We start from the raw sequence: 25,518 nt of genomic DNA, 5'->3' as shown, positions 1-25,518 counted from the left end.
CACTCAACATGCTTTGTCGAAAGACGTGTGGGTTCGAGTCCCACCACCGGTACCACAAATGCGGCGTTTCCCAGCCGGGTGCACTCAACATGCTTTGTCGAAAGACGTGTGGGTTCGAGTCCCACCACCGGTACCAGGGAGCTCGCCTGACCGACCAGTGACGAGGCGGTCAAGCCCTTCGGGCGGGGTCGGCGGACGCCGTAGCGTAACGTCGAAGGCACGACGTGCAGGACGTCGTCCGACACGATGGGACCCGACACCATGACAACAGAGCACACCGACCCGCGCCAGGACGTCCACGACGCCAGCACCGACGACCGGCTCCAGGGCATCCTCGTGCAGGTCTCAGCAGACCGGTCCCTCACCCCCGACCTCGACGTCCGGGCAGCGCTGGCGGACCGGCTCAGCGACCAGGGCATCGACGTCGACGCCACCGAGCTCGACCGACTCGTCGGCTCACTCCCGGGTCAGCCCGGCGACGAGCCCGGACCGTTCCTCACGGACGGCGCGACCCCGGCCGACGACGCGAACTGATCAGAAGCCGCGCTCGACGGCGGCGGCCGGACCGTCGGCGTCCGTCGTCAGCTCCGGCCCACCGACGGCATCGCCCGTCCACGTGTCGACCCGCCGCCCGGTCGTCGTGTCTCCGTCGACGATGATGACGCCCGTGTTCGTGATGGGGTGTGTGCCGATGAAGTGTCCGTCTACGTTCGTCGAGCGGAGCCCGAGCCAGGACCGGAGCATCGCTCCGTGGCTCACGACCACGACACTCTCCAGTCCGGAGCCCTCGAGCTCCTCGATCACCGCGTCGAAGCGCGCGAACACCTCGTGGCCGTTCTCGCCGCCCGGCATCCGGGTGTCGAGGTCGCCCATCGCCCACGCCACGATGGTGTCGATGTAGACCTGCACGGCCTCGGGCGACCCGTGCATCTCGTTGTCGCCGGCGCTGATCTCCCGGAGTCCGTCGCGGACGATCACCGGAAGCCCGCTGACCTCGGCGACGGGTGCGGCGGTCTGTTGCGCCCGCACCGCGGTGGAGGCGTAGACCGCGTCGATCCGCTCGCCAACGAGCGCTTTGGGGAGGGCGGCCGCCTGCGTCTCGCCGAGTTCGGTGAGGACGGCCCCGGGGATCGCGGTGTCGAGCAGGCCGGCGACGTTGGACGAGGTCTGACCGTGTCTGATGAGGATGAGGCGCATACCTCCAGGGTAGGCGAGCGACCGGACGGTGGTCATCCCCCGGCGCGGAGTGTGCCGGGATCAGGTGCGAGCAATCCACTGCGGTGCGGCGCTCCCCAGGACCGCCGCCGGGAACGCGTGGTCGTCGAAGGCACTGAGCGCGGGGCGGGCCGTCGTCACCGCACCATGGGTGACCAGGCACCGCGCTCCCGGGAGGGCGGACGGGTGACGATCCTCGGTACGTGGGAGCCGTTGGAGCGCTGCACCGACGCGCGCGAGCGACACCGATGACCGGCCGGCCTCGCCGCCGTCGACGACCCTCACCACGTCGTCGACGATGGCCGCTGCCAGCAGGTATCCCGCGCTGTGGTCGAGTGCCTGAGCCGGCAGGGCGCCCGGAGCGCCGTCCTCCCCTTCGACCGCCGCGATGCCCGTGGCGGCCTGGACCAGGCTGTCGAAACCGCGTCGATCACCCCAAGGTCCCGTCGCGCCCCAAGCGTCGACGGAGCCGGTGATCAGCCCGTCGCGACGTCGTAGCCCGAGGCCGTCGAGGGCGTGTGGTCGATACCCCGTCACCAGGATGTCGGCCTCGTCGCTCAGGCTCTGCAGCGTCGCGAGGCCGCGCGGTGTCGACGCGTCGAGGGCCGCCGTCCGCTTCCCCTGACCGCTGTCGGTGTGCTGCCACGAGATCTCAGGGGTCTGCGGCGGATCCACACGCAGGACGTCCGCGCCGAGGAGCGCGAGGGTCCTCGTGGACACCGGACCGGCGATCACCCGCGTCAGGTCGAGGACGCGGAGGCCGCGCAAGGGGTGCCGCCTCGTGGGCCGCAGCGACGAGGCGATCCTCGATCCGGCGGAGCCACCGTGGCGTCTGACGAGCGGTCCATCATCGACCGAGGCCTGCGATGAGGACGACCATTCGACGGCGGTCCGGACGGCGACGAGGAGCGCGCCGACGCCGGCGGCCTCCGATTCCAGGTCGAGCGCCGAGCGGGAGGCGATCGCCGAGGCGAGCTCGGGGCGGGTGGCCTGGTCGTCGATCCCGAGCATGGCGGTCAAGCGGCGACGATGGTGGGGGTAGTTCGCGTGCGTGCGGACCCAGCCGTCTGCGGCGGCGAAGAAGCCGGACAGCGGTGCGAACGCGTCGACGGCTGCTCCGTCGATCCGCAACAGGCGGTCGCTCTGGTAGGCCGCAGCGATCCGCTCGAGGTCGAGCGACGCGTGCAGCGGCTCGAATCCGAGGGCGACACGGAGCCGGTCGGCGGCGTCCTCCACCGCGCCGACGGCGACCGCGGCGAGCTCCAGGACGGCGAATCGGGAGGCCAGGAGTCCCGCCGACCCGGTCGCCTCACGGTCGACCCCTCCCGGGTCCAGTCCCACGGCGCTGCGGAGAGCATCGTCGACGAGGACGGAACGGTTCATGGGCATCAGGCTAGACCCACGGCGCTCGGAATCGCGGCGTCATCGCACCCGGACGACGAAGGCCGTGGTCCCCGTACGGGAGGACCACGGCCTTCGGCAACCACATCCGACTAGAGGACGTCGCCCACCTTGTGGACGCGGATGTCGTTCGTCGTTCCGGGGATCCCGGGAGGGGAACCGGAGATGATGATGACCGGCTCGCCGACCGCGGCCTTACCGGTGGCGACGAGGACCTCGTCGACCTGGGCGACCATCTGGTCGGTGTGCGTCACGCGCTCGACCACGAAGGACTCGACGCCCCAGTTCAGCGCCATGCGACGACGGATCGCCGGGTCGGGCGTGAACGCGAGGATCGGGATCCGGTTGCGCAGGCGCGCCATCCGGCGCACCGACTCCCCCGACTCCGTGAAGACGCAGAGGAACTTCGCCTCGACGAAGTCGGCGACCTCGACCGCCGCGAGGGTGATCGCACCGGCCTGCGTGCGCGGCTTCGTGCCGAGCGGCGGGACGCGGTCGAGACCATGGATCTCGGTCGACTCGACGATGCGGGCCATGGTCTGGACCGTGATCACCGGATAGGCGCCGACGCTGGTCTCACCACTCAGCATGACCGCGTCCGCGCCGTCGAGCACCGCATTGGCGACGTCGGAGGTCTCCGCGCGTGTCGGGATCGGGCTGGAGATCATGGACTCGAGCATCTGCGTCGCGACGATGACCGGCTTCGCCATGCGGCGGGCGAGTTCGACGGCGCGCTTCTGCACGATCGGGACGGCCTCGAGCGGAAGCTCGACACCCAGGTCGCCTCGGGCGACCATGATGGCGTCGAACGCCTCGACGATGCTCTCGAGGTTCTCGACGGCCTGCGGCTTCTCGATCTTCGCGATCACGGGGACCTTCCGGCCCTCCTCCGCCATGATCTCGTGGACGCGGTCGATGTCGGCTGCGTCACGCACGAAGGACAGGGCGATGAGGTCGGCGCCGAGACGCAGGCCCCAACGGAGGTCCGCTTCGTCCTTCTCGCTGAGCGCGGGGACGTTGACGGCGACACCCGGGAGGTTGATGCCCTTGTTGTTCGACACCGGACCGGCGACGATCACGCGCGTGGTCACGACGGTGTCGTCTGCTTCAACGACCTCGACCTTGACCTTGCCGTCGTCGATCAGCAGGAAGTCGCCCGGCTTGACGTCCTGGGGCAGGCCCTTGAAGGTCGTCGAGGAGATCTCCTTGGTGCCGAGGATGTCCTCGGTGGTGATCTTGAAGATGTCGCCGACGGCGAGGTCGTACGGGCCGCCCTCGAACTTGCCGAGGCGGATCTTCGGGCCCTGGAGGTCGACGAGGACGGCGACCGCACGGCCGGAGTCCTCTGTCGCCTTGCGGACGTTGGCGTAGATGGCCTCGTGCACGTCATAGCTGCCGTGGCTCAGGTTCATCCGGGTGACATCGACCCCCGCATCGATGATGGCCCGGATGTTCTCATAGCTGGAGACCGCAGGGCCCAGCGTTGCGACGATCTTGGCTCGTCTCATATGTGTGTGTTCTCCATGGTTTCTGCGCACGAGGCGCTTCGGTACTCACTGCTCGGCATGATGCGTCCGACGCTTGTCGTCCGCCTGAAAGCCTAGAGGGAGATGGGCTGGTCCGTGGGACGGACCGGGGAGGGAAGCTGGGTGGCACCCTCGAGGTACTCGTCGACCGCCGCTGCGGCCGCACGGCCCTCGGCGATCGCCCACACGATGAGCGACTGACCGCGACCGGCGTCGCCGGCCACGAACACACCGGGCTGGTTCGTCTGGTAGTCCTGCTCCCTGGCCACGTTGCCGCGGCCCGTGAACGGGAGCTGGAACTGCGACTCGAGCGCAGCCTCCTCCGGGCCGGTGAAGCCGAGGGCGAGCAGCACGAGGTCCGCGGGGATCTCCCGTTCGGTCCCGCTCTTCGGGACACGGCGGCCGTCGATGAACTCCGTCTCCGCGACACGGATCGCTCGCACCTCTCCGGCGTCGTTGGCGAGGAACTCGACGGTGGACACCAGGAACTCGCGGTCACCACCCTCCTCGTGCGCGCTCGCGACCTCGAACAGGGTGGGCATCATGGGCCACGGCTGGTGCTCGGGTCGCTCCCCCGCCGGCTGGGTGCCGATCGCGAGGTTCGTGACGGACGCGGCGCCCTGACGGTGAGCGGTGCCGATGCAGTCGGCGCCGGTGTCGCCGCCGCCGAGGACGACGACGTGCTTGTCCTCCGCCGTGATCTGGTCCGACACCGTGTCGCCGGCACCGACCCGGTTCGCCTGGACGAGGTACTCCATCGCGAAGTGCACGCCTGAGAGGTCGCGACCCGGGATCGGGAGGTCGCGCGGCACCATCGCGCCGGTGGCGATGACGACGGCGTCGTACCGGGCGCGGAGCTCGTCCCAGGTGATGTCGACACCGATGTTCACGCCGGCCCGGAAGCGCGTCCCCTCGTCCTGCATCTGCTTCAGCCGGATGTCGAGGTGCTTCTTCTCCATCTTGAAGTCCGGGATGCCGTACCGGAGCAGACCGCCGATGCGGTCGTCACGCTCGTAGACGGCCACGGTGTGGCCGGCACGCGTGAGCTGCTGGGCTGCTGCGAGACCGGCAGGTCCCGACCCGACGACGGCGACCGTCTTCCCGGTCAACCGCTCAGGCGGGTGCGATTCGACCCAACCGTTCGCGAACGCCTGGTCGATGATGGACACCTCGACCTGCTTGATGGTGACCGCGGGCTGGTTGATCCCCAGGACGCACGAACTCTCACACGGAGCCGGGCACAGACGTCCCGTGAACTCGGGGAAGTTGTTGGTGGCGTGCAGGCGCTCGATGGCCGAACGCCCCTCACCACGCCACATCAGGTCGTTCCACTCGGGGATGAGGTTGCCGAGCGGGCAGCCCTGGTGACAGAACGGGATGCCGCAGTCCATGCAGCGCCCGGCCTGCTTCCGCACGGTCGCCGGATCGCTCTGCTCGTAGACCTCTTTCCAGTCCATGATGCGGACCGGCACAGGCCGACGTTTCGGGAGCTCCCGCTCCGGTACCTTCAGGAATCCCTTGGGATCAGCCACCGGTCACCTCCAAGATTCGGTTCCAAACGATGTCGCCGTCGGGGTCGAGCCCCTCGTCGAGCGCGGTCTGTCGTGTCGCCAGGACCGCCGCGTAGTCGCGCGGCAGGACCTTGACGAATCTGGAGACCGTGTCCTCGAAGTCCGCGAGCAGGCGGCCGGCGAGCGGCGACCCCGTCTCGAGGACGTGCCGTTCGAGGAGGTCGTGGACGATCTCGACGTCGGCGCTGTCGAGCTCCGACAGGGTCAGCTCACCGGAAGCGAGCGAGTCGCGGTTCACCTGGTCGCGCTGCAGGTCGAACACGTAGGCGGTCCCGCCCGACATGCCGGCACCCAGGTTCCTGCCGGTCTGCCCGAGGATGAGCGCCAGCCCACCGGTCATGTACTCCAGGGCGTGGTCGCCGACGCCCTCGACGACCGCCGTGGCACCGGAGTTGCGCACCAGGAAGCGTTCGCCGACGATCCCGCCCAGGAACATCGTGCCCTGGGTCGCGCCGTAGCCGATGACGTTGCCGGCGATGACGTTGTCCTCGGGGAGGAACGCGGCGCTCTCGGGCGGTCTGACGACGATCTGCCCGCCGGACAGGCCCTTGCCGACGTAGTCGTTCGAATCGCCGACCAGGCGCAGCGCGATGCCGCCCGGGAGGAACGCGCCGAACGACTGCCCGGCCGAGCCGCGCAGGGTGACGTCGATGCTGCCGGCGGGAAGCCCGTTCTCGCCGTGACGGCGGGTGACCTCGTGGCCCAGCATGGTGCCGACGGCGCGCTCGGTGTTGCGGATGGGCAGGTCCACGGAGAAGTGACCACCGTGCTCCAACACCTCCGAGGCCGCGGTGATGAGCTGCTGGTCGAAGTGCTTGTCGAGTTCGTGCTCCTGAGCCCGACGGTTGATCCGCGGTTCGTCGTCGGCGAAGACCGGGCCGACGAGGACGGGCGACAGGTCGAGACCGGACGCCTTCCAATGATCGATCGCGCGGTCGGCGTCGATCAGCTCGTTGTGGCCGATGGCCTCCTCGAGCGTGCGGAATCCGAGCTCGGCGAGATACTCGCGCACTTCCTGAGCGATGAACTCGAAGAAGTTGACGACGAACTCCGGCTTGCCGGTGAACCGCTGACGGAGCACGGGGTTCTGGGTCGCGACGCCGACGGGGCAGGTGTCGAGGTGGCAGACGCGCATCATGACACAACCGGAGACGACGAGCGGTGCGGTCGCGAACCCGAACTCCTCCGCGCCGAGCAGCGCACCGATGACGACGTCACGGCCGGTCTTCATCTGACCGTCCACCTGCACGACGACGCGGTCGCGCATGTTGTTGAGCATCAGGGTCTGCTGGGTCTCGGCGAGGCCCAGCTCCCACGGCGTACCGGCGTGCTTCAACGAGTTCAACGGGCTCGCGCCGGTCCCGCCGTCGTGGCCCGAGACGAGGATCACGTCGGAGAGCGCCTTCGCGACGCCCGCCGCGACCGCACCGATGCCGGACTGGCTGACCAGCTTCGTGTGGATCCGGGCCTTCGGGTTCGCACGCTTCAGATCGAAGATCAGCTGTTTGAGGTCCTCGATGGAGTAGATGTCATGGTGCGGTGGCGGCGAGATCAAGCCGACACCGGCCGTCGCGTGCCGGGTCCGGGCCACCCACGGGTAGACCTTCGTCGGGGGCAGCTGCCCACCCTCGCCGGGCTTCGCGCCCTGGGCGAGTTTGATCTGGATGTCGTCGGCGTGGGTCAGGTACATGCTCGTCACGCCGAACCGGCCGGACGCGACCTGCTTGATCGCACTGCGTCGCGTCGGGTCCAGCAGACGATCGACGTCCTCGCCGCCCTCGCCCGTGTTGGACTTCGCGCCGATGCTGTTCATCGCGATCGCCAGGGTCTCGTGGGCCTCCCGCGAGATCGAGCCGTAGCTCATCGCCCCGGTCGAGAACCGCTTGACGATCGAGGAGACCGACTCCACCTCGTCCAGCGGGACCGGCGGACGGGCGCCCGCGCGGAGCGTGAACATCCCTCGCAGCGTCATGAGCTGTGCCGCCTGTGAGTCGACCATGTGCGTGTACTCACGGAAGATGTCGTACCGGCGGGTCTTCGTGGCGTGCTGGAGCTTGAAGACGGTCTCGGGGTTGAAGAGGTGTGGTGAGCCGTCGCGCCGCCACTGGTACTCGCCACCGGACTGCAGGCGTTCGTGCGCGGTCGACGCGGCGTCCTCCGGGTAGGCGTAGCGGTGACGCTTCGCGTTCTCCTCGGCGATGACCTCGATGCCGACGCCCCCGAGCTTCGTCTCGGTGCCGGTGAAGTAGGTCTCGACGAGCTGCTCACTCAGGCCGACCGCTTCGAACGCCTGCGCACCCGCGTAGGAGGAGACGGTCGAGATGCCCATCTTGGACATGATCTTCAGGACGCCCTTGCCGAGCGCTTTGATGACGTTCTTCACGGCCTGTTCGCGCGTGACGCCCTGGATGAGACCGCTGCGGACGAGATCCTCGCAGCTCTCCATCGCCAGGTATGGGTTGATCGCCGACGCGCCGTACCCGATCAGCAGGGCGACATGGTGGACCTCGCGGACGTCGCCGGCTTCGACGACGAGCCCGACCTTCATCCGGTTCTCGGCGCGGATGAGATGGTGGTGGACGGCGGCCAGCGACAGCAGCGACGGGATCGGGGCAAGATCCGAGTTCGAGTCACGATCGCTGAGGACGATGAACTCCGAGCCTGCGAGGATCGCCTCGTCGACCTCGGCACACATCTCGCGGAGCCTGGACTCAAGGCCCGCGGCTCCGTCCTCGACCCGGTACAGCGCCCGCACCGTGGCCGTCAGCGGGCTCCCCGGGGTCGGGTCGATGTGTTGGATCTTCGCCAGCTCGTCGTTGTCGATGACCGGGAAGTCGAGCACGACCTGCTTCGCATGCTCCGGACCCCAGGACAGCAGGTTCCGCTCCGGTCCGAGGCCGAGCTTCAGGGAGGTGACGACCTCCTCGCGGATGGAGTCGAGCGGCGGGTTCGTCACCTGTGCGAACTGCTGCACGAAGTAGTCGAACAGGAGCCGTGGCCGATCCGAGAGCACGGCGATCGGCGTGTCGGAGCCCATCGCCCCGAGCGGCTCCGCGCCGTTCTGGCCCATCGGCTGGAGGAGGATGCGCACCTCCTCCTCCGTGTACCCGAAGGTCCGCTGGCGGCGGGTCACCGAAGCGGGCGTGTGCACGATGTGCTCGCGCTCGGGGAGGTCGCTGAGGTTGATCCGGCCCTGCTCGAGCCACTCACCCCAGGGGGCGGAGGCCGACAGCTCGTCCTTGATCTCGTCGTCCTCGATGATGCGTCCTGCGACGGTGTCGACGAGGAACATCTTGCCCGGACGCAGACGGCCCTTGCGTTTCACCCGGCTCGGCTCGATGTCGAGCACGCCGATCTCGCTGCCGAGGACGACGAGCCCGTCGGTGGTCTCCAGCCAGCGTCCCGGGCGCAGCCCGTTGCGGTCGAGGGTGGCGCCCACGAGCGAGCCGTCGGTGAAGGTGAGGGCGGCCGGACCGTCCCACGGTTCCATCTGCATGGAGTTGAACTCGTAGAAGTCTCGACGCTGCTGCGAGAGACCGGTCTGCTTCTCCCAGGCCTCGGGCACCATCATCATCATCGCGTGCGGCAGTGACCGGCCCGTCAGCGTCAGCAGCTCGAGCACCTCGTCGAAGGACGCGGAGTCACTCGCACCGGGCGTGATGATGGGGAGCAGCGGCCGGACGTCGCCGATGAGTTCGGACTCGAGCTGGGACTGACGGGCGCGCATCCAGTTGCGGTTGCCCTCCACCGTGTTGATCTCGCCGTTGTGCGCCATCATCCGCAGGGGCTGGGCGAGCGGCCACGACGGGAACGTGTTGGTGGAGTACCGGGAGTGCACGATGGCGAGCTTGGTCGCGAACCGTTCGTCGGAGAGATCCGGGTAGAAGGGTTCGAGCTGCAGGGTGGTGACCATGCCCTTGTAGACGAGGGTCCGGCTGGACAGGGAGATGAAGTACGCGCCGAGTTCGCGCTCCGCGCGCTTCCGCAGACGGAAGGCGAGGCGGTCGAGGGCGATGCCGGACGGCTTCGAGGGGTCCGACCCGGTGACGAACAGCTGCTCGAAGGCGGGCATGGCGGCGCGCGCGAGCTTGCCCAGCTCGTCGGGGTCGACGGGGACCTCGCGCCAACCGAGCACCGTGAGCTGCTCGTCGGCGGCGATCGCCGCGATCTCGGACTTGAGGAGCGCTCGTGCCGAGTCGTCCGTGGGGAGGAAGGCGATCCCGACCGCGTACTCGCCGAGCGGCGGGAGTTCGAACCCGGCGACGCCGCGCAGGAACTCATCGGGCATCTGGGTGAGGATGCCGGCGCCGTCGCCGGTGCCGGCGTCGGAACCGATCGCACCTCGGTGCTCCAGATTCCGGAGCGAGCCGAGTGCGGCGTCGATGATGCTGTGCGAGGCGTCGCCCGTCAGGGTCGCCACCATCGCCAGACCGCAGGCGTCCTTCTCGTTCGCCGGGTCGTACATGCCCTGCTTGGGCGGGACTGCGCTGAACGAAGCGTACGGTGCATGCGCCATGGGATTACCGTCCTCACGAATGGGGGATCAGAAGCGGGACGTCACTGGCCCTGGAACGAAACGGTTGGCGGACCCCGTGCGTCGTCGGGATCCACCCGGCCGGAGAGAGGGTATGCCTGGCCTAGGAGGGTGAGCCGGTCTTGCTTGTGGCGACCGTGTCCTTGGACGTCGGAGCGGACGATGCAGTGCTCCGTGGACGACCGGCATCATCGCCGGTCGCGGCACTGCGCAGCCCCAGGTTCTCCGCGTCGGTGTCGTAGTAGTCTACCGCAGCCTTCGGATCGTTCCAGGCGCGACCGGCGACATAGGCCGACGGCTCCGTGCCGGTGTGACGGCGCGACTGGATGACGATGATCGCGATACCCGCGACGATCGCGAGGATGGCGGCCCACACGTTGGCGCGGATGCCGAACAGGTACTCGCTCGGGTCGATCCGGATGGTCTCCCAGACGGTGCGGCCGGCGCCGTACCAGATGAGGTACACGCCGAAGAGCCGACCCCACTGCGGGTTGAAGCGGTGACCGATCCACAGGATGACGGCGACACCGAGGAGGTTCCAGATGATCTCGTACAGGAACGTCGGGTGGAACAGGGTGCCGGCCGGCAGACCGATCGGGAACGCCGGGTTGCTGGCTTCGATCTCCAGGCCCCACGGCAGGTCGGTCGGCAGACCGTACAGCTCATGGTTGAAGTAGTTGCCGAGGCGCCCGAAGGCCTGTGCGAGCAGCAGCCCTGGCGCCAGCGCGTCGGCGAAGGTCCAGAAGCGGATGCCCGTCATCCGGCAGCCGATGTAGGCGCCGACGGCTCCTCCGAGGAGCGAACCGAAGATCGCGATCCCGCCCTCCCAGATGTAGAGCGTGCGCAGGAGGTCGGCGCCCGGGTAGAAGTAGTCCCCGGGGTGCGTCAAGACGTGGAAGATCCGCGCTCCGATGATGCCGAGCGGAATGGCCCACAGGATGATGTCGAGCACGATACCCGGCTCGGCTCCGCGCTTGGTCAGGCGACGGGAGGTCAGGATGGTCGCGACGACGATCCCGGCGATGATGCACAGCGCGTACATGTGCACCGTGAACGGACCGACGCTGAACGACGCGATGTCCGGGTTCGGGCTCGGGATGCTGAGGGGTGCAATCACTGCAGTGGTCGCCTTTCGTTACGAACTCTGATCGAGTGTACGGCCTTCGGCATCGCGGACGTGCTGAGGCTACCCTCAGCGCGCCCGTCGACGGAACGCCGCGACGGGTCCGGGCGTGCGGCTCAGCGGCTGGTGCCGGCCGCGAGCGACCGGACGACCTCGGTGACGGCGGGGACGCCGCCGTCGGCGAGGGCCTTGACGAACACGGACCCGACGATCGCGCCGTCGGCGTACTCGAGGACGGATCGCACCTGCTCGGCCGTCGAGATGCCGATACCCACGCAGGCGTGCTCGGCGCCGGCTGCGCGGAGGCGTCCGACGAGCGTCTTGGCGGCGGCGTCGAGATCCTGCCGCGCTCCCGTGATACCCATCGTCGAGACGGTGTAGACGAAGCCCTTCGAGTGCTCGGTCACGAGCGAGAGGCGCTCGTCACTCGACGTCGGGGCCGCGAGGAAGACGCGGTCGAGCCCGAGGCGGTCGCTGACGTCCAGCCACTCCGCGGCGGCGTCCGGGGTGATGTCCGGCGTGATCAGGCCGGCTCCCCCCGCCGCAGCGAGGTCTGAGGCGAAACGCTCGACGCCGTACTGCGTCACCGGGTTCCAGTAGGTCATCACGAGGACCGGGACGTCGACCGCGGCGCGGATCGCACTGACCGCCGTGAAGACGTCGCGCAGTCTGAAGCCTCCGGCCAGCGCCGTCATGGTGGCGGCTTGGATGACGGCACCGTCCATGACCGGATCGGAGTAGGGCACACCCAGCTCGAGAACGTCGACGCCGTTCTGCGCCAGCGCGATGGCGGCATCGATGCTCGTCTGGAGATCGGGGAACCCGACCGGCAGGTACCCGATGAGTGCGCCGGCGCGTTCGGTCGCTGCGGCGTCGATGGCCGTCGAGACGGCCGACGCCACGGCGGGGCCCGCCTGCTGAGCGGTCATGCGTTGCGCCCGGCTTCGTCGAGGAGCCCGAAGTAGGCACCGGCGGTCTCGACGTCCTTGTCGCCACGTCCTGACAGGTTGACCAGGATGGTCGCGTCGGGACCGAGCTCCTTGCCGAGCACGATGGCACCCGCGAGGGCGTGCGCCGACTCGATGGCCGGGATGATCCCCTCGGTCCGGCTCAGGAGCCGGAACGCCTCCATCGCCTCCGCGTCGGTCGCGGGGACGTACGTCGCGCGTCCGGTGTCGGCGAGCCAGGCGTGCTCGGGGCCGACGCCCGGGTAGTCGAGCCCGGCGGAGATGGAGTGCGACTCGACCGTCTGGCCGTCGTCGTCCTGGAGGACGAACGTCCGGGCACCGTGGAGGACGCCGGGACGTCCGCGTCCGATGGACGCGGCGTGTCGAGGGGTGTCGACGCCGTCGCCGGCCGCCTCGACGCCGTAGAGGGCGACGTCCGCGTCGTCGAGGAAGGCGTGGAAGATGCCGATGGCGTTCGAGCCGCCGCCGACGCAGGCGACGACCGCGTCGGGGAGGGACCCGTTCAGCTCGAGGAGCTGGGCGCGAGCCTCCTCGCCGATGATCTTCTGGAAGTCGCGCACCATGACGGGGAAGGGGTGTGGTCCCGCAGCGGTGCCGAAGAGGTAGTTGGTCGTCTCGACCGAGGCGACCCAGTCGCGGTACGCCTCGTTGATCGCGTCCTTGAGCGTGCGCGAGCCGGAGGTGACCGGGATGACGGTGGCGCCGAGGAGGCGCATGCGTGCGACGTTGAGCGCCTGCCGTTCGGTGTCGACCTCGCCCATGTAGATCGTGCAGTCGAGACCGAACAGGGCGGCGGCGGTCGCCGTGGCGACCCCGTGCTGACCTGCCCCGGTCTCGGCGATCACGCGCGTCTTGCCGATGCGCTTCGTCAGCAGCGCCTGGCCGAGCACGTTGTTGATCTTGTGGGACCCGGTGTGATTGAGGTCCTCGCGCTTGAGGAAGATGCGCGCTCCGCCGGCGGAGGCTGCGAACCGTGGGACCTCGGTGATGATCGACGGTCGGCCGGCGTAGTCGCGCAGCAGCGTGGTGAGCTCGGCCTGGAAGGTCTCATCGACCTTCGCGGCCTCGTAGGCGGCCGCCAGCTCGTCGACCGCGGCGATGAGCGCCTCCGGCATGTAGCGTCCGCCGAAGTCGCCGAAGAACGGGCCGGCTTCGTCTCGCAGGTGGGTGGGCTCGGTGTTCGCGGGCGTGGGGGGTGACAGGGTCATTCGGATGCTCCCAGGAACTGTTCGAGGGTGGCGACGGGGTCGCCGGTGACGAGTGCTTCGCCGACCAGGACGACGTCCGCGCCGTCACGTCGGTAGGCTGCGACGTCCGACGCGCCGAGCACGGCGGACTCGGCGATCTTGATCGCGTCGGCGGGGAACCGGTCCGTCAGCGAGCCGAAGAGGTTGCGGTCGAGTTCGAAGGTGCTGAGGTTCCGCGCGTTGACGCCGATGAGCCGGGCGCCGATGTCGCTCGCCCGAGCGAGCTCGTCAGCCGAGTGGGTCTCGACCAGGGGCGTCATACCGAGCTGGACGACGAGCTCGTGCAGCGACAGCAGGGTGGGCTGGTCGAGCCCGGCGACGATGAGCAGGACGAGGTCCGCGCCCGCGGCCCGGGCCTCGAAGACCTGGTAGGGCAGCGAGATGAAGTCCTTGCGCAACACCGGGATCCGGATCGACGCACGGACGGCCTCGAGGTCGTCCAGCGAACCGCCGAACTTCCGACCCTCCGTGAGGACGCTGACCGCACTGGCGCCGCCCCGCTCATACAGCGAGGCGAGGAGCGCCGGGTCGGGGATGTCGGCCAAGGCGCCTCGAGAGGGGCTCGACCGCTTGACCTCGGCGATGATCTTCACGCGCTCGGCAGGAGCCAGCGCGGCCAATGCATCGATCGCCGGAGGGGCGTCGACCGCCAGAGCCTCGACGGCTGCAGCCGGACGGCCCGCGAGGCGCCCGAGGGCGTCCTCCTTCGCGCCGGCCATCAGGTCGGCGAGCATGTTCAGTGCTCTTTCGCCAGGGTCTTGGAGCCGCCGACGCCGTACCCGGCCTTGGCGAGGACGCCACCGGTGATCCAACCGAGGAGCAGCACCCCGGCCGAGATCCAGACGAGCAGCGGCATGTCGAGCCAGAAGAAGACCGTACCGGCGGCGAACGCGACCAACATGATGATCACGGCGGTCCAGGCGGCGGGCGAGTGTCCGTGGCCGGGGTCCGAGGGGTCGGTGCTCATGGTTCTCCTTCTGTGCGGGTGCGGGTTCCAGTGTACCGGCAAGTCGTGGACGGTTCCGTGCGTGGGCCACGAGTTCCCAGGTGGCCTGAGCCCCGGCCTCGACTCACCGGGTGGGGTCGTCGCCGCGGCTGAGGTCGTCCCAGGCGCCGACCGGATCGGCGCTCGGGGCCGACTCGACCTGCGTGAAGCGCACGGCCTGGTACTTGCGCGACGGGCCGGGCCACATCCGGTGCGTGACCGCGGTGGCGAGGCCGGCGAGACCGAGGACGATTCCGAGGACCAGCGCGACGGCCGGCCACGCGGTGAGCGACGTCGCGGCGACGAGGTCCACGGTCGACTGGTTGCCGGCGACGCCCGTCGCCTCCGTCACGGCCGCTGCTCCGGCGGTCGCGGGAGCGGTGAGGACGGTGATCGCCGAGATCGCGACGCACACGCCGATCACCGCCTCGAGCACACCGAGGATGATCCGGAAGACCGGTCCGGCGATCGCCAGGGCGGCGACGAGCGCCAGACCGGCGAGCGCGAGCGCCGAGAGGGCTGGGGCCGCGACGGACCCCACCACGTCGAGGGCACCGGAGTGCGGTCCGACGCCGACGAGGCTGATCGAGAGCCAGGACTGCGTCCACGCGGCGAGGATGAGGGCGTTCGCCAGGACCGCGGTGACGAGGAGCAGCGTCTTCAGACGGCGCTGTCGGCTGCGGAGGGCCCGCGCCTCGAGGTCGTCGGCCGGGGACGATTCAGGCGCGGACGATGCTGTCTCATTGGTCTCGGTCATGCTCGAACTCGATTCATGGTGTCGACGATGGCGCGGCGACGACGTCGAGGCTCCGGGCGTCGAAGCAGCTGCGGGTGCCCGTGTGGCACGCGGCTCCGAGCTGGTCGACCTCCACCAACAGGGTATCGCCGTCGCAGTCGTAGGAGACCCCTCGCACGAACTGTGCGTGCCCGGAGGTGTCGCCCTTCCGCCAGTACTCTTGGCGGGATCGCGACCAGTAGGTGACGCGTCCCTCGGTCATCGTGCGACGGACGGCTTCGGCGTCCATCCAGCCGAGCATGAGGACCTCCCGGGAGTCCCACTGCTGAACCACGGCGGGGATCAGCCCCTGCGCGTCGAAGGTGAGTTGCCGGATCGCGGTCTCCGGGTCGGCTCCGACGGGGATGGTGATGTCGGCGCTCATGCTCGGACCGTCCAACCCGCGTCGGCGAGCTCCTGTTTGACCTGGCCGATCGTCAGTTCCCCGTTGTGGAAGACGCTGGCCGCGAGGACGGCGTCCGCACCCGCTGCGATCGCGGGCGGGAAGTCGGTGAGCTTGCCCGCCCCGCCCGACGCGATCACCGGCACCCGGCTCACCTCGCGCATGGCGCGGATGAGCTCGGTGTCGAAGCCGGCCTTGGTGCCGTCGGCGTCGATCGAGTTCACCAGCAACTCCCCCGCGCCGCGTTCGATGGCCTCGGTCGCCCAGGCGAGCGCGTCGAGTCCGGTCTCGCGACGACCGCCGTGCGTCGTGACGATCCATCCCGACGCGCTGTCGGCGTGCCGCTTGACGTCCAGCGAGAGCACCAGCACCTGTGCACCGAACCGGTCGGCGATCTCTCCGAGGAGCTCGGGCCGCGCGATCGCCGCGCTGTTCACCCCGACCTTGTCGGCTCCGCTCGCGAGGAGCCGTGACACGTCGTGCGTGGTCCGGACGCCACCGCCCACGGTCAGCGGGATGAAGACCTGCTCCGCAGTGCGGCTGACGAGGTCGTAGGTGGTCTCGCGTTCGGCGACGGTCGCGGTGACGTCGAGGAAGGTGAGTTCGTCGGCACCCTGCTCGGCGTACCGCTTGGCGAGCTCGACGGGATCGCCGGCATCGCGCAGATCGAGGAAGTTGACCCCCTTCACGACGCGGCCGTCGGCGACGTCGAGGCAGGGGATGACTCGGGTGGCGAGTGACACGATGGCCTCCGCGGGGCGACTGGAGCGGTCTGGGATGGGTTCGGTGCTCAGAGTCGAGCCGCGTGGATCGCCGTGACGAGGATCGCGCGCGCGCCGAGCTCGTAGAGGCGGTCCATGACGTCGTTCGCCTCGCCGCGCGGGATCATGACCCGGACGGCCACCCACTCGGGGTCGCGCAGCGGCGAGATCGTCGGCGACTCGATGCCACCGGCGACCGCGGTGGCCTGCTCCAGGAGTCGGACCGGGAGGTCGTAGTCGACGAGCACGTACTGCCGCGCGACGAGGACTCCCTGCAGACGACGGATGAGGGTGGCCGTGCTGGGCTTCGTCTCGGGAGAGGCGATGAGGACGGCTGTGGAGTCGAGGATGACGGGGCCGAAGATGCCGAGGCCGGCCTTCCTGAGGGTCGTACCGGTGGAGACCACGTCGGCGACCGCGTCGGCGACCCCGAGCTGAACGGCGGATTCGACCGCGCCGTCGAGGTGGACGAGCGTCGCGTCGACACCGGCCTCGCGCAGGAAGTTCCCGACCAGGCCGGGGTAGCTCGTGGCGACGGTCTTCCCGGCGAGGTCGGAGAGTTCCGCGAACTCCCCTGCCGGACCAGCGAAGCGGAAGGTGGAACCCCCGAAGCCGAGTTCGGCGAGTTCGGTCGCAGCGGAGTGCGAGTCGAGCAGGAGGTCGCGGCCCGTGATGCCGATATCGAGCGCACCCGAACCGACGTACGTCGCGATGTCCCGCGGACGCAGGTAGAAGAACTCGACGTCGTTCCGCGCGTCGACGACGTGCAGCTCCTTGGTGTCGCGGCGGGTGGCGTACCCGGCCTCCTGGAGCATCTCGACGGCGGTCTCGGACAGCGAGCCCTTGTTGGGCACGGCGACTCTCAGCATGGGGATCTCATCTCGTGGCGTGGTGGCGTGCGGGGTGCGCGGACCCATGGCGTCGGGGTCCGTCCTCGACGGTTCCCGGAGACGGTTGTGCTCCGGCGGACTCGTCCGGCCTACAGATGTCGGTAGACGTCGGCGGGGGTGAGGCCCTTCGCCACCATCATCACCTGCACGTGGTAGATCAGCTGGGAGATCTCCTCGGCCGTCTCGGTGTCGCTCTGGTACTCGGCCGCCATCCAGACCTCGGCCGCCTCTTCGACGATCTTCTTCCCGATGCCGTGCACGCCGGTGTCGAGTTCGCGGACCGTGCCGGACCCCTCAGGCCGGGACTCGGCCTTCTGGCGCAGCTCGTCGAACAGCTCGTCGAAGGTTTTCACGTGCTCCAGGGTACCGGTTCCGGGCGGGGGTGCGCGCCGCCGGGGTGGACGGAGCGGGTCGCGGGCTCAGTGGCTGTGCGTCGACGCCTCGGCGGCGGCCCGCAGCAGCGCGATGTTCGCTGCCGGGTCGGACCCGCCGTAGACCGCAGACCCCGCGACGAAGGTGTCCGCACCGGCTTCCGCGGCGATCCCGATCGTGTCCGCGGAGATCCCACCGTCGACCTGCAGCCAGACGTCGAGACCGGTCCTCGCGACCTCGGCGGAGAGCGCGCGCAGTTTGGGCATGGTCTCCGGCATGAACGACTGCCCGCCGAAGCCCGGTTCGACCGTCATGACGAGCACCTGGTCGAACTCCGGCAGCAGCTCGAGGTACGGCTCGATGGACGTGCCCGGCTTCACGGCGATCCCGGCGCGCGCCCCGATGGAGCGCAGGCGCCTGGCCAGGGCGACGGGGTCGGTGGCCGCCTCGGCGTGGAACGTCACCGAGTACGCGCCGAGCTCGGCGTAGCCGGGAGCCCATCGGTCGGCGTCCGAGATCATGAGGTGGACGTCGAGCGGGATCGGCGAGACGTCCTGGATCCGTCCGACCATCTGCGTGCCGAAGGTGAGGTTCGGGACGAAGTGGTTGTCCATGACGTCGACATGGACGAGGTCGGCGGTGGCGATCCGCTCCAGATCGGTCTGGAGGTTCACGAAGTCGGCGGACAGGATGCTCGGGTTGATACGCACGGACATGTGATCGAGCCTAGCGATCGACAGTGGGTTCGGCCGCCGCCGCGGGCTTCCGCAGCAGCGCGATGAACATGGCGTCGGTCCCCTGCCGGTGCGGCCAGAGCTGCACGGCGCCACCGGGGGCGGCTGCGTCGAGCGGTTCCACCGTGACCCGGTTGAGGATCTCGGCCGTGTCGAGCCGTTCCATCGTGGGGTGGGCGCGGAGGGCGCTCTCCACGATGAGGGCGGTCTCGGCGACGTGCGGCGAGCACGTCACGTACGCGACGATGCCACCGGGGGCGAGCGCCAGGATCGCGGCGTCGAGGAGCGACGATTGGAGACGGGTCAGGTCGGCGACGTCCTTCGGGGTCTTCCGCCAGCGCGCCTCCGGTCGTCGACGCAACGCACCGAGGCCCGTGCAGGGGGCGTCGAGGAGGATGCGGTCGTACCCCTCCGGACGTGAGGCCGCGAGCGTCGCACCGTCGGCGGTCGACACCTCCACCTCGAGCGGGACACCGGCGAGTGCGCGCTCGACGAGGCGTGCCCGAGCGGGGACGAGTTCGTTCGCGTCGAGGTGTGCTCCCCCGGCCAGGGCCTCGGCGGCCAAGAGCGCCGCTTTCCCGCCGGGTCCTGCGCAGAGGTCGAGCCAGCGTTCGCCGGCCGTGACCGGCTCAGCCCGGGTGAGGGCGAGTGCCGCGAGCTGCGAGCCTTCGTCCTGCACCCGGAGACGACCGCCCCCGGTGCCGACGAGCTGGACCGGGTCTCCGCCGGAGCTTCGGAACCCGTAGGGCGAGAACCGGTTGGGCTCGGCGTCCGTCGGCCGTTCGGCGAGGCCCGGCAGCGCGACGAGGTTGACCTGCGGCGCGAGGTTGTCGGCGTCGAGGGCGGCTTCGAGTTCGTCGCCGTGGCCCTGGAGGTCCAGGGACTGGCGGATCGCCCGGACGACCCACGAGGGGTGGGCGGTCGCGATGGCGAGGCGATCGGTGTCGTTCGTGGCCTCGTCGAGGAGGAGACGTTCCCACTCGGCGGGTTCGGTCCGCGAGATGGTGCGGAGCACACCGTTGGTGAACCCGGCGGCCGACCGCGACCCGGCCGAGCGTGCGAGTTCGACCGACTCGTTCACCGCGGCGTGGCCGGCGACACGCATGGAGAGGAGCTGATGCACGCCGAGCCGGAGGACGTCGAGGATCGCGTCGTCGATCTCCGTGACCGGTCGCTTCGCGACGAGCGCGATCACCCGGTCGTAGTAGCCACGACGACGGAGCGTCCCGTAGGTCAGCTCGGTGGCGAGTCCGGCGTCGGCCGGATTCAGTTTCGCCTCCGCGAGACGGTGCGGGAGCAGGAGGTTCGCGTACGCGTCGGAGGTGCTGACCGCGTGGATGACGTCGAAGGCGACCCGGCGGGCGGGCTGCACGGTCGACGAGTCGCGCGGCCGGGTCGGACGCTGCCGACCCCGTCGTGGCTGCTCGCTCTGCGGACGTCGGTCGCGGCGCGGTCTGCCGTCGGGTTGCTGAGCGCTCATGCGGTCACCAGCCGATCCGTGCCGTTGGCGGCACCCCTCCACCAGTCGGCGGCCGGCATGGCGGTCCGTCCGGCCGGCTGTACCTGGAGCAGCTGGAGTGGGGTGTCGAGGGTCCCCACGAGGATCAGACCGTCGAACTCGACGATCGTGCCGGGAGCCGGCGGGTCGATCGGGAGGTCGGGGGCCGGGGCGGCGGCGTGCACCTTCAACCGTGCGTCGTCGACGAGGGTGTACGCACCGGGCTCCGGCGTGACCCCTCGGATGTGCGACCACACCTCGGAACCGGGGCGGTCCCACTGGATGCCGCCGGCGAGGCCGTCGAGCTTCGGCGCGAGCGTGGGCTGTCCTTCCTGTGGGACGGCGACTGCGGTGCCAGAGGCGATCGCGGCGACGACGTCCACCGTCAGCGGTGCCCCGAGGTCCGCGAGGCGATCGAGGAGGCGCCCTGCGGTCTCCCCCGAGCCGATGGGCGTCTCGATCGTCGCGAAGACGTCGCCGGCATCGAGCGCCGGCACGAGCCGGAAGACCGATGCCCCGGTGACCTGGTCCCCGGCCATCACGGATCGTTGCACGGGCGCCGCTCCGCGCCAGGCCGGCAGGAGGGAGAAGTGCAGATTGATCCACCCGTGCTCGGGCGCCGACAGGAGCGGTTCACGCACGAGCCCGCCGTACGCGACGATGACACCGAGGTCAGGACGCAGGGCCGAGATCTGGGCGGTCGCCTCGTCGTCGAGCTTGGCGGCGCGGACGACGTCGAGCCCGAGGCGCTCGGCGGCCGCGGCGACGGGTGACGGTGTGAGGACGCGTTTGCGACCGATCGGCGCGTCGGGACGGGTCACCACGGCGGCGATCTCGTGGCCGGCTTCGACGAGTGCCTCGAGGGTCGGAACGGCGACGGCCGGGGTGCCGGCGAAGACGAGCCTCACGCGGTTCGGCATTCGTGGTCGGGGTGGATCATGACAGCATCTCCGGATCGTCGAATCGTACTCTGAGTGTAGGCGGGGCCTTCGGCGCCCGCCTGCCGGGGGTCGGTCGTCGGCGCTTCGCCGCTTGGGCGACGACGGTCGCGCGCAACTGCTCGGCGACCGCACGGGCGTGCCCGTAGTCGACGCGGAGGATCGCGACGGTCTCCCCCGCGTCGTCGACCGTGGGGCCGAGGACTCGGCTCCGGTACTCCGGCGGCAGGCCGGCGAGGGCGGCCTCGACCGCCTCGCGGGTGCCGGTGAGGGTCGCACTCCTGACCGCCGGTGGGAAGCCGAGCTCGCGGCGTTCGGCGAGTTCTTCGCTCGCGAACCGTGGCTGCTGCCAGAGGGCGAGGGCGTTCGCGACCGGCGCTTCGACGCCGATGAGCAGCACCGGAGCGCGCGGCGCCGCCAGCGCGGCGGCGTTCGACCACCATCGGAGACAGTCCTCGGCCACGCGGAGCGACTCGCGTGCGAGCATGCGGTCGGCGTCGACCAGGAGCACGGCGGCGTACCCGCCGTCCGCGATCGGCTCGGCACCCCGCGTCGCGATCACCAGGGCCGGTTCCGACCCCACCTCGAGCTTCGGTGCATCGCCGTCGGACACCACGACCCGGTATCGGGGGAAGGCGCGACCGAGTTCCTCGGCGGTCCGGCCCGTCCCTGCCGCCGTGACGCGGAACGCGGTGTCGTGGCACGTCTCGCACGACCACCCGGTTGCGAGGTGACCACACCAACGGCAGGAAGGCTGTGACCGCGCCGTCGCCAGGTGGAGTGGACCGTGACACACCGAGCAGTGCGCCCTTGTCCCGCAACGGCGGCAGGCGAGATGCGGCGCGTACCCGGGACGTGCCACCTGAACGAGCACCGGACCGTGGTGCAGCGCCTCGTCGACGGCCCGCCACGCGCTCGACGGGATGCGTGCCTGGCTCGTCATGGCGTCGTCGCCACTCGCTCGGGACACGACCACCCGCGGACGGACGGGGGGTGTCGGCGACACCTCGCGCAACCACCCGAGCTCGACCAGACGCTGCGTCTCGGTACTCCGCGAATGGGCGGCGAAGACGAGCGCGGCGCCGCTCATCTCCTGCCTCGTCAGGGCGACGTCGCGGGCGTGCACGTACGGGGCGAGCTGCTCCTGATGGAGTGGATCCCCGTCGTCCCACAGGGCGATGAGTCCGAGGTCGTGCGCGGGCGCGTACACGGCCGAACGGTTGCCCACCACGATCCGGGGCACGGGGTGCAGGCCGTCCAGGTAGGAGCGGTACCGCGCCGCGGGGGTCTGCTTCGCATCGGCCCGCGCGACCGCGGACCCGGCCCCGAGGTCCTCCAGCGCGGCCAGGAGGTGCTCGACGTCGCGATAGTCGGGCACGGCGAGGATCGTGCTGCGCCCTGCGGCGAGTTGGTTCACCGCGAGGGCTGCGAAGGTGAAGGACCAGTCGGGCAGCGATGTGCCCGTGGACGTGGCCGTCAACGCCGGGATCGCCGTGACCGCGTACCGCTCGCCAGGCTCGACCCGGTCGAGTGTGCCGGGAGCGAAACCTGGGACGGTGCGTCGCTCCACGACGGCGGGTTCCGGCGGCGTGGTCGCGGCCCAGGTCTTCTCCACCCGGACCTGCCTCGGTGGGATCGCGAGGCGCAGGACGTCCATCGCGCTGCCGGCGCTGCGATCGGCGACGCGACGCGCCAGCGTCCACAAGGCCGGGGTCAGCACCGGCACCGACGACACGACCGACTGCACCGGACTGAGCGTCCCACTGAACTCGCTCGAGTCCGTGAGGTCGACGATGAACCCGTTCGCCGATCTCCCTGCCGACCGGAACGGGACCGTCACCCGGGCACCGAGCACCGCGTCGTCGGCGAGCTCGGCGGGCACGGCGTAGTCGAACAGGTGGTCGAGCTGCGGCAACGGCGAGTCGAGCACCACCCTGGCGACCCTCGCGCCTGCCACGACTAGAGCCCGGCTGCTGACCGCAACGCCTCCACCCGGTCGAGACGCTCCCAGGTGAAGTCGGGGAGCTCGCGGCCGAAGTGCCCGTAGGCGGCGGTGGCGGCGTAGATGGGCCGGATGAGGTCGAGGTCGGCGATGATCGCGGCGGGCCGGAGGTCGAAGACGTCCCGGATGGCACGCGTGATGTCGGCTTCGGGCATGTGCGCCGTCCCGAACGTCTCGACGTAGAGTCCGACCGGCGCCGCCTTGCCGATGGCGTAGGCGACCTGCACCTCGAGTCGCTCGGCGAATCCGGCGGCCACGGCGTTCTTCGCGACCCATCGCATGGCGTACGCGGCCGAACGGTCGACCTTCGACGGGTCCTTGCCGCTGAACGCTCCCCCGCCATGACGCGCGGCACCACCATAGGTGTCGATGATGATCTTGCGTCCGGTGAGGCCGGCGTCGCCCATGGGGCCACCGACGACGAAGATACCGGTCGGGTTGATCAGGTGAGTGACGTTCGAGCTGTCGAGTTCGACCGTCGCGAGGACCGGCTCGATGACGTGGCGCTGGACGTCGCGGCGCAGCTGTTCGGTCGAGACGCCGGGGTTGTGCTGCGTGGAGACCACCACCGTCTCGACGGTCTTCGGCAGGAAGCCGTCGTACCCGATGGTGACCTGGGTCTTGCCGTCCGGACGCAGGTAGTCGAGCTGGCCCGACTTGCGGACCTCGGCGAGTCGCTCCGCGAGCCGGTGCGCGATCCAGCTGGGCAGCGGCATGTACTGCGGCGTCTCGGTCGTCGCGAACCCGAACATGATGCCCTGGTCGCCGGCGCCCTGGAGGTCGTAGGCGTCCACGCTGGACTGCTCGCGGGACTCGAAGGCGTGATCGACTCCTGCGGCGATGTCGGCGGACTGGGAGCCGATGGACACGCTGACCCCGCAGGAGTCCCCGTCGAAGCCGATGTCCGACGAGGTGTATCCGATGGAGCGGATGCGCTCGCGGACGATCGTCGGGATGTCGACGTAGCCGCTCGTGGAGACCTCGCCGGCGACGTGGACGAGGCCGGTGGTGACGAGTGTCTCGACGGCGACTCGGCTGCGCGGATCCACCTCGAGGAGTGCGTCGAGGATGCTGTCCGAGATCTGGTCGCAGATTTTGTCGGGGTGGCCCTCGGTCACGGATTCGGAGGTGAACAGGCGCAGCTCGGTCATGCGGTCTCCCGTCGGAAGTGGTGGAGCGGAGGTGGAGGGGCGGCCGTCGCAGACGTCGAGGCCAGAGCCTTCATCACTCTAGCCCAGGCCTCCGACGTGGCATCCGTCCGTGACGCGAGACGTCGTCGGCGGTACGCCTGCCCGGACACGACGAATCCGCCGGTCGTCTGGCGCCCGGCGGATTCGTCGTGGTGAGGGTGCTACTCGGCGATCGGCTTGATCTGGAGCTTGTCCTCGTTGATCTCGTGCATCGCGATGGAGAGCGGCTTGTCCTCGACGGACGAGTCGACCAGCGGCCCGACGTTGTCGAACAGGCTGCCCTCGTGGAGGTCGGCGTAGTAGTCGTTGATCTGGCGCGCGCGCTTGGACGCGAAGATCACGAGCGCGTACTTGGACTCGACCTTGGTGAGCAGGGAGTCGATGGGCGGATCGATGATGCCCTTGAGCTTGTCAGCCATGCAGGTTCACACTCCTCGTGTGGTTGTGTTCGGGGAAGATCTGATCGATGCGGGGTGCGCGTCGGACGTCAATCCCCGTGAATCTTCATCAAGTCTACGACCTCTTGGGCCGCACGGGCCACGTCGTCGTTCACGACACGGTGGTCGAACTCGTCCGCAGCGGCCAGTTCGACCTTCGCGGTGCGCAGTCTACGCTCCCGTTCCTCCTCGTCCTCGGTGCCTCGCCCGACGAGCCGACGGACGAGTTCGTCCCAGCTCGGAGGCAGGAGGAAGACGAGGGTCGCCTCCGGCATCGCCGCTCTGACCTGCCTGGCACCCTGGATGTCGATCTCCAGGAGCGCGCTGTCTCCGGCGGCGAGGGCACGCTCGATCGGCTCGCGCGGCGTGCCGTACCGGTAGGCGTTGTGCACCGTCGCGTACTCGAGGAGCCGGTCGCCGGCGATGAGCCCGTCGAACTCGTCGTCGTCCACGAAGTAGTAGTTGACCTCGTGTTGTTCGCCCGGGCGCGGCTTCCGCGTCGTGGCGGAGACGGAGAGGTGCACGTCCGGGTAGTGGTCGCGGATGTAGGCCGCGACGGTCCCCTTACCGACGGCCGTCGGGCCGGCGAGCACCACGAGTCGGCTGCGGGCCGTGCCCGGGTACCGTTCCGCGATGAACGCGCGGAGGCGTTCCCGCTGCAGTCGGCCGAGTCCGCCGAGACGTTTGACGGAGGAGATGCCGAGCGATTCGAGGATGCGCCCGAGCTTCGTGACCCCGACGCTCGGGATGCTGAGGAGGTACTCGGTGACGCGGACGCCTCCTTCGATGCCGTCGGGATCCGCCGTCGCGGCGTCGAGGACTTCGAGCGGCGTGCGCGCACCCGAGGCGATGGAGGCCTTGACGGTGGCGCGGGCACGTCGCTTGCGGACCGCCTCCCTGGAGGCCGCTGCCCGGTCGACCTCCGGCATGCTCCTCGCGAGCTGGTCC

At 69.8% G+C, this 25,518-nt stretch carries 23 protein-coding genes; 1 reads left to right on the top strand and 22 read right to left on the bottom strand.

The genetic code is table 11. The annotated features are described in order from the left end of the window. The first annotated feature begins 261 nt into the window (after positions 1–261). Positions 262–534, top strand: coding sequence for a hypothetical protein (locus QRN26_RS17915; RefSeq protein ID WP_157579776.1), 273 nt, complete (start codon positions 262–264; stop codon positions 532–534). Here the strand turns inward: QRN26_RS17915 and QRN26_RS17910 are convergent, their stop codons facing one another. The 22 genes from QRN26_RS17910 to gmk all read right to left on the bottom strand — a co-directional run bounded on the left by QRN26_RS17910 (position 535) and on the right by gmk (position 25,499). Continuing rightward, entirely contained in the window at positions 535–1,197 is a 663-nt protein-coding gene (locus tag QRN26_RS17910) for a histidine phosphatase family protein (protein ID WP_285037767.1), read from the bottom strand. 60 nt (positions 1,198–1,257) lie between these two features. Next, positions 1,258–2,598, bottom strand: a complete 1,341-nt coding sequence (locus QRN26_RS17905) for a CoA transferase (RefSeq protein WP_285037766.1) — start codon at positions 2,596–2,598, stop codon at positions 1,258–1,260. A gap of 110 nt (positions 2,599–2,708) precedes the next feature. Then, complete coding sequence (gene pyk, locus QRN26_RS17900; RefSeq protein WP_056005715.1) at positions 2,709–4,124, bottom strand: pyruvate kinase; 1,416 nt, start codon at positions 4,122–4,124, stop codon at positions 2,709–2,711. A 92-nt stretch (positions 4,125–4,216) separates the two neighbouring features. Next, entirely contained in the window at positions 4,217–5,674 is a 1,458-nt protein-coding gene (locus tag QRN26_RS17895) for a glutamate synthase subunit beta (protein WP_056005718.1), read from the bottom strand. Then, entirely contained in the window at positions 5,667–10,229 is a 4,563-nt protein-coding gene (gltB, locus tag QRN26_RS17890) for a glutamate synthase large subunit (RefSeq protein WP_285037765.1), read from the bottom strand. Before gltB ends, QRN26_RS17895 begins: the two co-directional genes overlap by 8 nt. Positions 10,230–10,350: 121 nt before the next feature. Continuing rightward, positions 10,351–11,364, bottom strand: coding sequence for a prolipoprotein diacylglyceryl transferase (gene lgt / locus QRN26_RS17885; protein WP_502927741.1), 1,014 nt, complete (start codon positions 11,362–11,364; stop codon positions 10,351–10,353). A 122-nt stretch (positions 11,365–11,486) separates the two neighbouring features. Beyond that, positions 11,487–12,299: a tryptophan synthase subunit alpha gene (gene trpA, locus QRN26_RS17880; protein ID WP_285037764.1), complete on the bottom strand. Its 813-nt coding sequence runs from the start codon at positions 12,297–12,299 to the stop codon at positions 11,487–11,489. Continuing rightward, a complete protein-coding gene (gene trpB, locus QRN26_RS17875) occupies positions 12,296–13,546 on the bottom strand; it encodes a tryptophan synthase subunit beta (RefSeq protein WP_056005726.1) in 1,251 nt (416 codons plus the stop codon). The genes trpA and trpB overlap by 4 nt, the downstream gene beginning before the upstream one ends. After that, the gene (gene trpC, locus QRN26_RS17870; protein WP_285037763.1) at positions 13,543–14,319 is read right to left on the bottom strand and encodes an indole-3-glycerol phosphate synthase TrpC; all 777 of its coding nucleotides are present in this window, start codon (positions 14,317–14,319) and stop codon (positions 13,543–13,545) included. The genes trpB and trpC overlap by 4 nt, the downstream gene beginning before the upstream one ends. A 2-nt stretch (positions 14,320–14,321) precedes the next feature. Continuing rightward, a complete protein-coding gene (locus QRN26_RS17865; RefSeq protein ID WP_056005731.1) occupies positions 14,322–14,552 on the bottom strand; it encodes a DUF6704 family protein in 231 nt (76 codons plus the stop codon). A 103-nt stretch (positions 14,553–14,655) separates the two neighbouring features. Next, positions 14,656–15,327, bottom strand: a complete 672-nt coding sequence (locus QRN26_RS17860) for a Trp biosynthesis-associated membrane protein (protein ID WP_285037762.1) — start codon at positions 15,325–15,327, stop codon at positions 14,656–14,658. A 13-nt stretch (positions 15,328–15,340) separates the two neighbouring features. After that, positions 15,341–15,730 (bottom strand): phosphoribosyl-AMP cyclohydrolase, encoded by a 390-nt coding sequence (gene hisI / locus QRN26_RS17855; RefSeq protein ID WP_056777457.1) that lies wholly within the window; start codon positions 15,728–15,730, stop codon positions 15,341–15,343. Then, the gene (gene hisF / locus QRN26_RS17850) at positions 15,727–16,491 is read right to left on the bottom strand and encodes an imidazole glycerol phosphate synthase subunit HisF (protein WP_285037761.1); all 765 of its coding nucleotides are present in this window, start codon (positions 16,489–16,491) and stop codon (positions 15,727–15,729) included. The genes hisI and hisF overlap by 4 nt, the downstream gene beginning before the upstream one ends. A gap of 47 nt (positions 16,492–16,538) precedes the next feature. Next, complete coding sequence (hisG, locus tag QRN26_RS17845) at positions 16,539–17,378, bottom strand: ATP phosphoribosyltransferase (RefSeq protein WP_056005741.1); 840 nt, start codon at positions 17,376–17,378, stop codon at positions 16,539–16,541. 110 nt (positions 17,379–17,488) lie between these two features. Beyond that, a complete protein-coding gene (locus QRN26_RS17840) occupies positions 17,489–17,752 on the bottom strand; it encodes a phosphoribosyl-ATP diphosphatase (protein WP_056005744.1) in 264 nt (87 codons plus the stop codon). Between the two features lie 66 nt (positions 17,753–17,818). Beyond that, on the bottom strand, positions 17,819–18,487 hold the full coding sequence (gene rpe / locus QRN26_RS17835; protein ID WP_285037760.1) for a ribulose-phosphate 3-epimerase: 669 nt from the start codon (positions 18,485–18,487) through the stop codon (positions 17,819–17,821). A 10-nt stretch (positions 18,488–18,497) separates the two neighbouring features. Beyond that, entirely contained in the window at positions 18,498–19,985 is a 1,488-nt protein-coding gene (locus QRN26_RS17830) for an RsmB/NOP family class I SAM-dependent RNA methyltransferase (protein ID WP_285037759.1), read from the bottom strand. Further along, positions 19,982–20,911 (bottom strand): methionyl-tRNA formyltransferase, encoded by a 930-nt coding sequence (fmt, locus tag QRN26_RS17825; RefSeq protein ID WP_285037758.1) that lies wholly within the window; start codon positions 20,909–20,911, stop codon positions 19,982–19,984. The genes QRN26_RS17830 and fmt overlap by 4 nt, the downstream gene beginning before the upstream one ends. A 28-nt stretch (positions 20,912–20,939) precedes the next feature. Further along, positions 20,940–22,898, bottom strand: coding sequence for a primosomal protein N' family DNA-binding protein (locus tag QRN26_RS17820; protein ID WP_056005750.1), 1,959 nt, complete (start codon positions 22,896–22,898; stop codon positions 20,940–20,942). A 2-nt stretch (positions 22,899–22,900) separates the two neighbouring features. Further along, positions 22,901–24,094 carry a methionine adenosyltransferase gene (metK, locus tag QRN26_RS17815; protein WP_056005753.1) on the bottom strand — a complete coding sequence of 398 codons (1,194 nt, stop codon included), beginning with the start codon at positions 24,092–24,094 and terminating at the stop codon, positions 22,901–22,903. Positions 24,095–24,294: 200 nt separating this feature from the next. Then, positions 24,295–24,552: a DNA-directed RNA polymerase subunit omega gene (rpoZ, locus tag QRN26_RS17810; RefSeq protein ID WP_056005756.1), complete on the bottom strand. Its 258-nt coding sequence runs from the start codon at positions 24,550–24,552 to the stop codon at positions 24,295–24,297. A gap of 68 nt (positions 24,553–24,620) precedes the next feature. Further along, entirely contained in the window at positions 24,621–25,499 is an 879-nt protein-coding gene (gene gmk / locus QRN26_RS17805; RefSeq protein ID WP_285037769.1) for a guanylate kinase, read from the bottom strand. Positions 25,500–25,518: the final 19 nt, after the last annotated feature.

The organism is Plantibacter sp. ME-Dv--P-095, from assembly GCF_030209365.1.
In the GTDB taxonomy this organism is placed as follows: domain Bacteria; phylum Actinomycetota; class Actinomycetes; order Actinomycetales; family Microbacteriaceae; genus Plantibacter.
Note: the sequence above shows the minus strand (reverse complement) of the source record. Positions and strands in the feature narration are given on the sequence as shown.